General features: G+C 38.7%; 10 protein-coding genes. 8 read left to right on the forward strand and 2 right to left on the reverse strand.

Annotation, left to right across the window (positions count from 1 at the left end; all coding sequences use genetic code 11):
* Nucleotides 1-102 precede the first annotated feature (102 nt).
* The 8 genes from lspA (at nt 103) to AAHH40_RS01100 (ending at nt 10,018) form a co-directional block, all read left to right on the forward strand.
* Nucleotides 103-582 (forward strand): signal peptidase II, encoded by a 480-nt coding sequence (gene lspA / locus AAHH40_RS01065; protein ID WP_425287986.1) that lies wholly within the window; start codon nt 103-105, stop codon nt 580-582.
* Nucleotides 582-2,018 (forward strand): amino acid permease, encoded by a 1,437-nt coding sequence (locus AAHH40_RS01070; protein ID WP_342220282.1) that lies wholly within the window; start codon nt 582-584, stop codon nt 2,016-2,018. Before lspA ends, AAHH40_RS01070 begins: the two co-directional genes overlap by 1 nt.
* Before the next feature lie 12 nt (nt 2,019-2,030).
* The gene (locus AAHH40_RS01075) at nt 2,031-2,474 is read left to right on the forward strand and encodes a lytic transglycosylase domain-containing protein (RefSeq protein WP_342220283.1); all 444 of its coding nucleotides are present in this window, start codon (nt 2,031-2,033) and stop codon (nt 2,472-2,474) included.
* Nucleotides 2,475-2,507: 33 nt separating this feature from the next.
* Nucleotides 2,508-3,860 carry a hypothetical protein gene (locus tag AAHH40_RS01080; RefSeq protein WP_342220284.1) on the forward strand — a complete coding sequence of 451 codons (1,353 nt, stop codon included), beginning with the start codon at nt 2,508-2,510 and terminating at the stop codon, nt 3,858-3,860.
* 82 nt (nt 3,861-3,942) lie between these two features.
* Nucleotides 3,943-4,923 carry a lipopolysaccharide heptosyltransferase I gene (waaC, locus tag AAHH40_RS01085; protein WP_342220285.1) on the forward strand — a complete coding sequence of 327 codons (981 nt, stop codon included), beginning with the start codon at nt 3,943-3,945 and terminating at the stop codon, nt 4,921-4,923.
* A gap of 135 nt (nt 4,924-5,058) precedes the next feature.
* Nucleotides 5,059-7,173: a primosomal protein N' gene (locus tag AAHH40_RS01090; protein ID WP_342220286.1), complete on the forward strand. Its 2,115-nt coding sequence runs from the start codon at nt 5,059-5,061 to the stop codon at nt 7,171-7,173.
* A gap of 72 nt (nt 7,174-7,245) precedes the next feature.
* Nucleotides 7,246-8,760, forward strand: coding sequence for an L-serine ammonia-lyase (locus tag AAHH40_RS01095; protein ID WP_342220287.1), 1,515 nt, complete (start codon nt 7,246-7,248; stop codon nt 8,758-8,760).
* Between the two features lie 214 nt (nt 8,761-8,974).
* Nucleotides 8,975-10,018 carry a hypothetical protein gene (locus tag AAHH40_RS01100; RefSeq protein WP_342220288.1) on the forward strand — a complete coding sequence of 348 codons (1,044 nt, stop codon included), beginning with the start codon at nt 8,975-8,977 and terminating at the stop codon, nt 10,016-10,018.
* A 39-nt stretch (nt 10,019-10,057) separates the two neighbouring features.
* On the opposite strand, the gene pssA is transcribed toward AAHH40_RS01100, so the two are convergent.
* Both pssA and mutS read right to left on the reverse strand, forming a co-directional pair.
* On the reverse strand, nt 10,058-10,888 hold the full coding sequence (gene pssA, locus AAHH40_RS01105; protein ID WP_342220289.1) for a CDP-diacylglycerol--serine O-phosphatidyltransferase: 831 nt from the start codon (nt 10,886-10,888) through the stop codon (nt 10,058-10,060).
* Complete coding sequence (gene mutS, locus AAHH40_RS01110; protein WP_342220290.1) at nt 10,885-13,476, reverse strand: DNA mismatch repair protein MutS; 2,592 nt, start codon at nt 13,474-13,476, stop codon at nt 10,885-10,887. Before mutS ends, pssA begins: the two co-directional genes overlap by 4 nt.
* Nucleotides 13,477-13,556 lie beyond the last annotated feature (80 nt).

Consider the following 13,556-nt stretch of genomic DNA (forward strand, 5'->3'; position numbering starts at 1 on the left):
TGGCAAGGCGCTGCGAGAATGAAGCAACCGGAGTGTATTATCATACATGAGGATTGCGAGTTGAGCGGCAACACAGACAAAAATTCTAGTGCGAAGAGTATTATGCAAGCAAGAAAAGTTTCTCAATTGGCCTGGCTTTGGTTAAGCGTTTTTATTATTGCGCTCGATTATATGAGCAAATTATGGATGGTACATTGGTTAGATCAAACGAGCATCATTCCGGTATTTCCTTGCTTAAACTTTATTTTGACACACAATTTTGGCGCTGCATTTAGTTTTTTAGGCCAAGCGGATGGTTGGCAACGATGGTTTTTTTCAGCAATTAGTGGTGTGGTTAGTATTTTCCTAGTGCGCTTGCTCTATCGAGGAGGTCTTAGCAATTGGGTAGCTTGTGCGATCGCATTAATATTGGGTGGAGCCATAGGCAATTTGTATGATCGGCTAAGCTTAGGTTACGTCATAGATTTTATTGATTTTTGTATTGGTTATTGGCATTTTGCCACCTTTAATTTGGCTGACACAGCCATTTCTATAGGTGCCGTTATCTGGATCATTGCTAGCTATAAATCCGGTAAAAAATAATGATAGGGGCTACTAAAAATAGAATTATTAAAAAACCACTCGGTGTATTTAGTTTAGCCATGATGAATGTGATTGCTGTTGATAGTTTGCGTTCATTACCTATCGCTGCTCAATTTGGTTATGCCTTAATATTTTTTTATTTACTTGCCGCGGTGCTGTTTTTCATTCCGACGGCTTTAGTCACTGCGGAATTAGCCACTGCTTGGCCGAGCACAGGCGGTGCATATATATGGATCCGTACTGCGTTTGGCGTGCGGTGGGGTTGGTTTGCGATTTGGTTACAATGGATATACAACGTGGTTTGGTATCCAACCATATTGTCTTTTGTAATAGCGGCATTTGCGTATTTAATTAATCCACAATTGGTACAACATAAAATATATCTTCTAAGTACGATATTAATTATCTGGTGGCTGGTTACGGCGTTAAGTTGCTTAGGCCTACGTGTTTCGAGCTGGCTGAGTAGTATCGGTGCTTTGGTAGGCACTTTAATTCCTATGCTTTTTATGATTGTGTTAGCTATCATTTGGATTAAAAGCGCACGTCCGCTAGCGATACATTTTTCCTCATATTCGTTTTTCCCTAGTCTGAATAATTTTAATAACTTGGCTTTCTTAACGACTATTATTTTTGGTTTGATGGGCTTAGAAATGTCTGCTGTACACGCAGGCGATGTCCATAATCCGCAGAAAGATTTTCCACGAGCTTTATTTTGGTCGGCAAGTTTAATATTGATAAGCTTGATACTAGGCTCTCTAGCTATAGCGCTTATTGTTCCAGCCAGTCAGCTTAGTATATTGTCTGGTTTAACAGAGGCTTATGTTGCTTTTTTTAATAGTTATCATTTGTCTTTTTTTATACCGATCGTTATTTCTTTAATTATTATTGGAAGTTTGTGTAGTATTTCAACTTGGGTAATAGGTCCTACGCGAGGCTTACTGATTGCCACATTCGAGAGCCAAATAGCGGGCTTGCACTGGTTACTTAAGGTAAATCGATTTGGTGCCCCTGTAAGCTTATTGCTAGTTCAAGGCGTTCTAGTTTCCTTATTAACGAGTCTTTTTATACTGATCCCTAGTGTAAATGAGACCTATTGGTTATTAAGCGTTATGACGGCCCAATTGGCAGTGTTATTTTATATCTTTTTGTTTTTAACCGCGTTACGATTGCGATATAAAGAAGCCAGCAGAAGTCGTGCCTATCATATTCCAGGGGGCAATTGGGGGATTTGGATAGTCAGCGGGGCGGGTTTAGTAGGCTGTTTGATTACATTTGTACTCGGATTTATCCCTCCTAGTGGTATCGAAGTGAGTAATCTATTAAAATTTGATATGATTTTGTTAGGGGGGCTTTTGTTATTTTGCTTGCCACCTATTATCTGCGCCGGATGTGGTTTAGCTTTAAAGACTGAGAATAATAATCTTGCTAAAAGATAGACGAGGTTGCTTATGATAAGCGCATTAGAAATCCATGGCGTGCCTATCGAGTGTATTAATCAAGCGGCGATAGCTTACCATGTTCCAGCTACTTTAATTCTTTCCGTTTTAGCGGTAGAAAATGGCAAAAAAGGTTCTGCTTCCCCTAATCGAAATGGGACTTTCGATTATGGCCCTATGCAAATTAATTCAATTTGGTTATCGAAAATTCGCCTCTATGGTTATACTCAACATCAGTTGCAATATGATCCTTGTATCAATGTCAAAGTAGGGACTTGGATATTAAGCCAACAGATTGCAAATGATACTTCAAGCCCTTGGCGAGGCGTGGGCAGTTATCATTCACATTCTTATCAATTAAATCATAATTATCAAATCAAAGTTTCTGAAGTGTATCACTTATTAGCTAATTATTTATCCCATCCGAATGAATCCTCGGCATTACCTATGGCTTAAGATTTATATTGGATTTCTTGGATTTGAGTCGATATGCAAAGGTTTTTTTATCTCTGCTTTTTACTAAGTAGTCGAATCGTCGAAAAGACCAAAAAAAAGATAATCAACTTAGATAATGAACGTCTAGCGATTGGCCTTATTTCAATATTAGGTTTGGGCTTGTTACTTCCGCTACTTGTTATTGCGCCGGGCCTATTTGAATCGGAATGGTTTTTAAATTTATTAACCGTTCCAGCCGAGTATGGAAGCTTCGTAGCCGATGGCGCCTATTTAGGTCGATTATGGAATCTGTTTACTGCGCGTCCCTACGCCGGTGAGAAGACAAGGATTAGAAACTTTCTCAGTCGAGAAGTCATAATAAATCGGCAAATAGGCTATGCTGAAAAATTATTTACTCCTATTGGTATGCTGTTAGGGGTTAGTTTAGGAACTTTTTGTCTTTGCTTGCATGCGGTTATTCCTTTTTGGGAAACGTTTTCCTATTTCGCGTATATTTTGTTTATTTTAGGTTATGCCTGTGCTTTGGGCGGGTTATTTAATCGTTTGGCAAGCTCGTTTGATGGAACGCGCTTAAAACAGGAAAAGTTGGCGATTTTTATAGGAGTAGTTTTAGGTTTAATCATTGCCTTAAGTTTATTTAACGTATTAATGCTGACTGGAACTATGCCTTTTGTTGCAGTAATAGGCATTAGTAAACCATTCATTGATCTTTTGTTGTTACATAAATTTCTTTTTGCATTACCTTTCGTATTAAGTTTGACGAGTCTAACAACGTCTTGTTTTGATTATTTTGCCAAAGCCTATTGCTTTTTAAAGTATACATGCGGTACCGAAGCTGAATCCATTAAAGAACGTATACAATCGCGTTATTATGAATATAAGACTGCTTTTTTAGGTATTAGTTTCGGTTGTTTGTTGGCTTTAGGTATCACCACAGGTTTATGCTTAGCAGGAAGTTTAGTTGCCCCGCCCATAGCCATTGCTGCTACTATTTTCGCTACCATTATTATTTCTAATAATGTATTAGCAGCACTTTTTTCAAGATTGGGTCGTCTTATTGATGGAGTTAAACGTGTTTCCACTACTCTAAATGCAGACTTTTGCCAAAAAGAGCTTTCACAAATAGAAGACGAGTCTAGACGTATTAAAGAAAGTTGTTTAACTTTAAAAAGAAGATCCTCATTATTTGCGTTACACCTATCTAGCTGCCCAGCTAAAAATCGAGATATCAATGATAATGAAATTAGATTTCAATTAAAGCGCACACAAAGTAGTCCGACTTTTTTTTCTCTTTATAACCCAAAACAGGAAGTAGATACTGATAATGAACTGTTTTTAAACCATACTTTATCTGGTTCCAAGTCCTTATCAAATTTAGTAGCTTAAATTAAGGTTTAGTTGCGTGGGATAGTTTATATTAAGGCATTCGAGATGCTGGGGCGGTCGTCCCATTAGCGAGAGTGAGTTTATGCGCGTTTTAATCATAAAAATGTCCTCAATGGGCGATATTATTCATACATTACCTGCAGTTAGTGATGCGACTCAGGCTGTTTCGAATATTCAATTTGATTGGGTAGTGGAAGAGGCCTTTACAGAAATTCCTAAATGGCATAAACAAGTTAAACAAATCATTCCCATCGCACTACGGCGTTGGCGAAAAAATCCTTGGCAATCAGCCAAAAATGGAGAAGTAAAACAATTTTATAAACAATTACGCGCCCAGGAATACGATATTGTTTTAGATGCGCAAGGCTCCATCAAAAGCGCGATTACTGCGCGCCTAAGTCGAGGTTGTCGCTTTGGTATGGATAAGCATTCGGTTCGAGAAAGTTTGGCCTATCTGGCGTACCAGCAAACCTTTTCTGTGCCCTGGCAGCAACATGCCATTGATCGTTTGCGCCAATTATTTGCTAAAGCCTTAAACTATCCTCTACTAGAAACGCTGCCCGATTATGGCATTAATAAAGGAAAATTAAGCCAAACTAAAATAGAATTACCAAATGATTATCTGGTCTTTATACCCAATACCAGTTGTTCAAGTAAACATTGGCCCAATCATTCCTGGGCTTTACTCATAGAAGAAATGACTCGTCAGGGAGTGAGCGTTTTTATTCCTTGGGGAAATGAAAATGAAAGAAAAAATGCTAATCAGTTGGCTAATAAAAATCCTCTAGCACATGTGTTACCTTATTTGAGTCTCAACGAATTGGCAGCAGTTTTAGCGAATGCTAAAGCCGTTGTTGCAGTAGATACAGGATTAAGTCATCTGTCTGCAGCTTTGGAGATTCCTACGATGGTTCTATATGGTCCTACTAACGCTTCATTGATAGGAACCATAGGTCCTTCACAATGCCATATCAAAATGGCAGCGGGTAACAGCAAGCAAGATAATAATACCATGGTCTTAAAAAAAATAACCGACAATTTGCGGCGCATTTTGACACTTTAATTAATTTAGACTACATAATTTTTGTTCTCTAAATGTTATATTTTTTGACAAACAGAGCAATTTTTAATTTTATCGGCGCATCTAAATGTTAATATATACTCACAGCAATGGGATTTTTGGCAAGGCGCGGCGAAAATGAAGCAACCGGAATGTATTAACATACATGAGGATTGCGAGTTGAGCCGCAACACAGACAAAAATGCAAGTGCGAAGAGTATACTAAAAATTGCTATTCCAGCCCCTCTACATCAATATTTTGAGTATTTGGCTCCAACTGACTTTCCATTAACGCAATTAAAAAAAGGGTTACGTGTATTGGTTCCTTTCGGTAATAAGGAAAAAATTGGTTTTTTAATGGAAATTAGTGAAGAATCAATTTGGCCAAAATCTCAGCTCAAACAAGCACTTGCAATTCTTGATGAGGTCCCGCTTTTACCAGATTCTATCCAAGAGTTATTAGAATGGACAAGTCGTTACTATCATTGTCCTATCGGAGAAGTATTTGCTAATGCCATGCCGCATGCATTGCGTACGGGAAAAGAGACTAAAAAGCTTAAAAATCCCATTAAGAAACTGACTGAAAAAATTAACAAAGGGGATGAGCCCATTGTTGCTACTGCGAATAATTTAAATTTACTGAAACAAATTCGATTAAATACGCATCAGCAACAGGCTATTAAGACTATTGTTAATTCCTTAGATAAGTTTCAGGCTTTTCTTTTAAATGGCGTGACAGGAAGTGGAAAAACAGAAGTTTATTTGGAGGTGATACAAGCCGTACTTGAGCGCGGCAAACAAGCATTGGTATTAGTTCCAGAAATCGGTTTAACACCACAAATGTTAGCGCGATTTCGCAATCGTTTTTCAGTTCCTTTGGTATTGTTTCATTCTAAATTAACCGATAAGCAGCGCTTAGAAAATTGGTTACTCGCTAAATCAGGTAAAGCATCTATTATCATAGGTACCCGCTCAGCTTTATTTACGCCTTTATTAGATCCGGGCGTTATCATCATCGATGAAGAACATGATAGTTCTTTTAAACAGCAAACAGGTTTGCGCTATCACGCGCGAGATTTAGCCTTAGTTCGCGGCCGTTTAGAACATATACCGGTAGTGTTGGGTTCAGCGACAGCATCTTTAGAAAGCATTTTTAATGCCAACCAAAATCGTTATCAAATATTGCATTTACCTGATAGAGCAGGATCGGCCGTCCAGCCTACATTTCATTTTATTGATTTACGTCACCAAAAACTTGATCAAGGTTTTTCTCCAGCATTGTTACAAACCATGGAAAAACATTTGCAAAAGCAAGGCCAAGTACTTTTATTTTTAAATCGACGTGGCTTTTCACCGGTTACCATTTGTCATGACTGCGGTTGGACAGCCGATTGTTCGCGTTGCGAACAAAAAATGAATTTTCATAAAAAGCCGGCTCACTTACAATGTCATTATTGTGGCTATCGGCGTCCCTTAGATACCTGCTGTCCTGCATGCCAAGGTCAACAATTGCTTGCTTTAGGTCAAGGTACACAACGTCTGGAGCAAACCCTGCAAAAATATTTTCCTGACATCGGAATTGTTCGAATTGATCGGGATAATACGCAACGTAAAGGAAGCTTAGATAAGTTATTGAAAAATATACATGAAGGTGAAAGTCAGATTTTGATTGGAACACAAATGTTGGCGAAAGGGCATCATTTTCCAAATGTTACCTTAGTGGGTATTTTAGAAGCAGATAGTGGTTTGTTTAATGCAGATTTTCGTGCCTTGGAACGTACCGGCCAATTATTAACACAAGTAGCAGGCCGATCAGGACGGGCCGATAAATCTGGAGAGGTATGGATACAAACCTATCATCCAGAGCATCCTTTGTTAAATCATTTGTTAGAACAAGGTTATCTTAGTTTTAGCGAAATACTATTACACGAAAGACGAGCCTCTTTATTACCTCCTTATAGTTATTTGGCACTAATGCATGCCGAATCCATAAACTCAGTTTATCCATTTGATTTTTTAAATGAGGTAAAAAATCAGGCTGAATTAGTTGGGAAAGAAGTCAGCCTACTAGGGCCAGTTCCTTCCTTACACCCTCGTCGGGCAGGCTATTATCGTTGCCAACTACTGTTGCAGGCAAAACGGCGTAATGCTTTACAGGGTTTATTAGAGCAAATTATTAAACCCATTAGTCTTCTTGCCAGTAGCCGTCGGGTTCGTTGGTCGCTGGATGTCGATCCCATCGAGCTTTTTTGATTAATAATACTTCTTTTGCAAGGAGGAAAGGTCTAGAATACCGACAATAATGACCTAAAAAGTAATCTGTTTATGACTATACCCAAAGAATTTCAAGCTGTGGTTAGGCGCACGAGGACGAACGAGCGCAATGTATACGGAATACATGAGCACGTGAGTACCGATGTGCAACAACACCACAGCTTGAAAGGCGAAGCGTATATTAGTGTGTTTGATTTGTTCTCAATTGGTATAGGCCCATCGAGCTCGCATACCGTAGGCCCTATGAAAGCAGCCTGCGCTTTTGTGGAAAATCTGGCGCTTGATTTTGAATTATTTAATGAAATTAGCCGTTTACAGGTTGAGCTGTTTGGTTCGCTAGCGCTAACTGGCCGCGGTCATGGCACGGATGTTGCAATTTTAAATGGCCTTGAAGGACAACTTCCTGAAACAGTCATTCCCGATGAGGTTGTTCCGCGCGCCAAGTCAATTATTGAAAGTGGTAAAATTCAGCTGGCAGGGAAAAAATTTATCTCATTTTCTGAGAAAACAGACCTATTATTTCTACAAAAAGCATTGCTACCATTGCATACCAATGGTATGCGTTTTAGTGCCTTTAATACCCAAGGTGTTCTATTAAGTAGTCAAATTTATTACTCTATCGGTGGTGGTTTTATTGTCACTGAACAAGAGTTTGGCCAGCAATATAAAGATGCTGTTCCAGTATCTTATCCCTTCTCTACAGCCAGTGAGTTGTTTAATGCCTGTAAAAAAAATAACTTAACGATTTCGGAGCTAATGTTGGCTAATGAACAACAATTAGCACCCGATAGAGATGTACGCACTGATTTATTGAAAATAGCCGATACCATGCAAACCTGCGTGGATAGCGGTTGTCATGCTCAGGGAATATTACCCGGCGAGCTTAATGTCAAACGTCGGGCACCGGAACTTTTCAGAAAAATGAATGATAAAACCACTTCGAAATTAGCGGCGTTTCCAGGGGCATTATTGTGGCCAACCATTTACGCGATGGCAGTTAATGAGGAAAATGCTGCTGGAGGTCGTGTGGTGACGGCGCCAACTAATGGGGCGGCAGGTATTATTCCGGCGGTATTAACTTATTATCGCCGTTTTTATGAAGATGTCAGTGAACAATCGATCACTAATTTTTTATTAACTGCAGGTGCTATCGCTTTACTTTATAAAATGAATGCATCGATATCCGGTGCAGAAGTGGGTTGTCAGGGTGAAGTCGGTGTGGCTTGCTCTATGGCCGCAGGAGCATTGACGGCAGTTTTAGGCGGCACGTTAGAACAAATAGAAAATGCCGCGGAAATGGCGATGGAACATCATTTGGGATTAACTTGCGATCCAGTAGCGGGCTTAGTTCAAATTCCCTGTATCGAACGCAATGGTGTCGGTGCGGAAAAGGCGATTAAATTGGCTTATTTAGCGTTAATGGAGGATGGGAAAAATAAAAAAGTATCCTTAGATAAAGTCATCGAAACCATGTTTGCCACTGGAAAAGATATGATGGCTATTTACAAAGAAACCTCTTTAGGTGGTTTGGCAAAGACACTCGCTGTTAATATCACGGAATGTTAGCTATTCTTTTTCTATTTAAAAAAGCCTGTCATGGCGAGGCCGAAACGTCAGTGAGGCTGTGGCCATCCAGAAAAAATTAAGTTTTTCATTGGATTGCCGCGCGCTACGCGCTCGCAATGACGAAAAATAATTAAAAATTATTCTTTCGATTTAATTATTGTTTAATAAAAAGCAGATAGCATAAAGATTGTCTTAGTTTAAGAGAACAATCATTATGCCGAAGAAAAAAAATAAAAACCAAAATCAAAATCCTTTTGAAAGCTTGGCCAAGACTATTTTAGCTAATACACAGAAAGCTTTTTACTTCGGGGCTAGTAATAAAGGTTCTACTCCGCATAGTAGTATTCAGGCTAGGTTTATTCTTGAAAAAATTGATCCTTTAATCGAGAAGGATAACTTTTTTGAAAGTAAATTGAAAAGAATCCCTTTTCGGTCTCGGTCAAAAATAAACGATATACGTCAAGAATATATTGAAGAAAAAAATATTTTGTTGGGTCTCGGATTCTTAAGCTTTTTTTATGATTATTCTACATTAAAGAAACAATTTGAAAATGAAAAGAAAGTAGATTGGGAAGATAATTGGCTTGACGATTTAAAGGATTTAAAGTTGATCTGGGCTAACTCTTACTTAGAGCAATATCGTAATGAGCATAATAAAAATCTCTTTTCAATTGAGGATGCTCAGACATACGATAATTTACGGCTCTTTGGAGTCCCAGATATAGGTAATGAGCGGAAAATTTATTATAAACGTACTTTTTTTGATTTAAAAGCAGCTACCTTGCATGGCACAGGGGCTTGTGAGCTGATGGCTGAATTTGCTCTGTTTGAAGCAATACGTATGAGTGAAACCTTAGCCTGTCCTATCCATTATATTAGATTTCTAAGTAAAGAATATGAAGAGATAAATGCTATTGCGTTAGGAAATTGGCCTAATGAAGATTGTTTGGTTGTTTGTCCCTGGCTTGATAAAGGTGAAAACTTTATTTGGAAAAAAGATTTACAAACAACAAGATTTTCAAATTATCCAGAGAATGATATTAAAATCATATTTAAAATTTTTCCTGGTACTGAAATGAATGAATGGAGGAAAGCATTAGCAACGTTTGATTTTCTTGCTGACACCGAGGAAAAACGAACCATAAAAAACAGGGTTGAGAAATTAAGTGAGAAATATCAAAAGGCTTTTAAAGATCTCTTTATAAAAGAAAATGACGCTGAAATTAATTCTATGCCGATTAGAAGATTAGGTAGATAGTATCATAAAATATTTCCTTTTTTACTATGATTTTTTGGGCTATTTCCTTCTTAAGGATCGCGCTTTATAAAGAGCACGCAAGGTTAAAATGGGACCGGAAAGGGCATAGCAGAAAAAGATCAAAAATAATATTTTGGGTGGATCCAATGAAATGCCTACAAAAGCTAACACAACCAATAAAATAGCGACAAAAGGTACACGTCCTTTAAGGTCAATTTCTTTAAAGGAGTAATAACGGACATTACTGACCATCAAGATAGCAATGATGATCGCTAATACAGCGGTCATCATGCTAACACCATTACCCAAGATTTCTGAGTCAACACATAGCCACACCATACTGGCTAACACACCCGCTGCGGCAGGAATAGGTAATCCTTGAAAATACCGTTTATCGGCTACCGATACCTGTGTATTGAAACGTGCTAAACGTAATGCCCCAGCCGCTGCAAATATAAATGCGGCTAACCAACCTAATTTACCTAGGCCTTCTAAAGACCAACTATAAATAACCAGCGCGGGTGCGACGCCAAAAGAAACCATATCTGATAAACTATCTAATTCAGCACCAAAAGCGCTTTGTGTATTGGTTAGGCGTGCAACACGACCGTCAAAAAAATCCATAATCATGGCAACAAAAATAGCAACGGCCGCATAATTAAAATAACCTTCCATGGCCGTGACAATGGCATAAAAACCTGCGAATAAACCGGCGATGGTAAATAAATTGGGTAGTAAATAAATTCCACGCCGACGGTAAGCTAATCTTTCGCCCTCTTCATGATCACCATGGTTACTCGCTTTATCCTCAGAAGTAGCCAATTTTTCTTCAATGGGCTGGAAAAGTTTTGCGTCATTTAAATTGTTCATACTGGAATTCCTTGCAAGGATTTTAGTCGATAAATGATCTCAAGCGCTTCTTTTGGGGCTAATTGATCCGGATCCACCTGTTCTAATAATGCCATAATAGCAGGGTTAACAGAGAGTTTCTGTGGAGTGGTAGATGGGTTTATTTTATTGGATTTTGTATGAGAGTGATCCTCAAGCTCCATAAGTTTTTCTCTGGCGCGCTGGATAACAGGTTTAGGAACGCCTGCTAACTGCGCTACTTGTAAACCATAACTTTGATTTGCTGGCCCTTCCTTGACGGTATATAAAAATACAATGCTATCACCGTGTTCTCTTGCATCGACATGGTAGTTGCTTATGACTGTGTTTTCTTTAGTCAAACCAGTCAACTCAAAATAATGAGTAGCAAATAAGGTATAAGCTTTAACATGCTTTGCTAAATATTCAGCACAAGAAAAAGCTAAAGCGAGTCCATCAAAAGTACTGGTACCGCGTCCAATTTCATCCATAATAATTAAGCTTTGCTCAGTTGCATTATGTAAAATAGCGGCGGTTTCTGTCATTTCTACCATAAAGGTTGAACGACCGCTAGCAAGATCATCAGCAGCTCCGATTCGGGTGAAAATACGATCAATGGGGCCTATCGTAGCGCTTTTTGCAGGAACAAAACAACCTATCATTGCTAATAGACAAATTAAGGCCGTTTGTCGCATATAGGTTGATTTTCCACCCATGTTTGGACCCGTGATGATTAATAAGCGTTGATCAGGAGTCAAATGACAATTATTGGCTACAAAAGGGGTATCTAAGGTTTGTTCGATAACTAAGTGTCGACCTTCTTCGATATGGATGCCTGGATTTTTACTTAATAAAGGACAAGTTAAATTGAGAGTAATTGCTCGTTCTGCAAAACAGGTCAACACATCTAACTCGGCTACGGCATTGATGGTTTCTTGTAAATCGGTTAAGTAAATGGCTAGTTTATCGAGTAATTCATCGTAAAGTTTTTTTTCCAAACTTAACGCTTTAGAATGGGCGCTTAAGGCTTTATCCTCAAATTCCTTTAACTCAGGTGTAATAAAACGTTCTGCATTAGTGAGTGTTTGCCGACGAATATAATGTGCGGGCACATGTTTGGCTTGCCCACGACTTATTTCGATGTGATAACCATGTACGCGATTAAAGCCCACTTTCAGCGTGTTGATGCCTGAAAGCTCTCGTTCACGTTTTTCTAAGTCAATCAGATATTGTCCGGCATGAGCACTTAGGTTTTGTAGCTCATCAAGTTCAGCATGATATCCTTTAGCGATCATTCCGCCTTCGCGAGTAACCGCAGGAGGATTTTCAACAATAGCTTGCTGCAATAAATGAAATAACTGAGGAAATGTTTTAATATGTTGACTTAATGCTATAAGCAATTCTGATTTTTTTTCAGAGTTTTGAGCTTTTAAGCAAGGAGCAAGTTTGTTATGAATGTCTGGCAAAATGGCTAAGCCCAGACGTAATTGGCTTAAATCGCGCGGTCTCGCGGATTTTAATCCAACCCGTGTAATAATACGTTCAAGATCACCGAGTGATTTTAACAACGAGTGTAAGCTGATATAGGATAGTGTTGCTAATAAATCTTTAATGGCGCCTTGTCGCGCTTCTACGCCAAATATCTTACGTAAAGGGCGATGCAGCCATCGATTAAGTAAACGACCTCCCATAGGCGTTGCCGTTTTGTCTAGAATGGACATCAACGTATTACTTTTCTCGCCCTGTAAATTGATCGTTAACTCTAAATTACGTCGGGTGGTAGCATCCAATACAATACTTTCTTCACGTCTTTCTATACGTATTGGCTGAATATGTTTTAATTGAGCACGTTGCGTGTCTTTGACATAATTTAATAAGCAACCAGTGGCTTGTAGTGCCAAAGGCAAATCCTGGCAGCCAAAACCACTTAGATCGCGCACTTGAAATTGTTGGGTTAATAAATGAGTTGCAGTAGTTAAATCAAATTCCCAGGGCGGGCGGCGACGGATAGTTTTATAAGGTTTTAATAGTTGTTCGGTTTTATGCTCTTCACTGATTAAGAGTTCGGAGGGGTTGAGTCGTGCTAATTCGCTGGCAAGCGCTTCTTCACCGGTAATCTGTAGAATGTGAATTTGGCCGCTTCCCATATCAAAATAAGAAAGCCCAAATTCTTCATTGTGATTATATAGCGCAAGTAGCAAACTTTGATTATCTTCTAATAATGCTTCATCGCTCAGTGTTCCTGGTGTAATAATACGTGTAACCTGTCTTTCCATAGGACCTTTGGATAGATTCGGATCACCTATTTGTTCGCAAATAGCAATCGATTCGCCAAGTTTTACCAATTTGGCCAAGTAGGTTTCGACGCTATGAAAAGGTACACCTGCCATGGGAATGTCTTGACTCGCGGATTGCCCTCTCTTAGTTAACGTAATGTTTAATAATTTTGCGGCTTTGATGGCATCTTCATAAAATAATTCGTAAAAATCTCCCATGCGATAAAATAATAATTTATCTTTATGCTGAGCTTTTAATTGCAGATATTGACGAATCATTGGCGTGTGTTGAGCTAAATCGATGCTACTTTTCATAAGACCTCTTGCAAAACTTTTGCTTCTTATTGGAGGAGTTCATTAATCCTAACTTTTCAATGATTAATTATTCGTAAAAA

Source organism: Rickettsiella endosymbiont of Miltochrista miniata, assembly GCF_964031245.1.
Taxonomy (GTDB): domain Bacteria; phylum Pseudomonadota; class Gammaproteobacteria; order Diplorickettsiales; family Diplorickettsiaceae; genus Aquirickettsiella.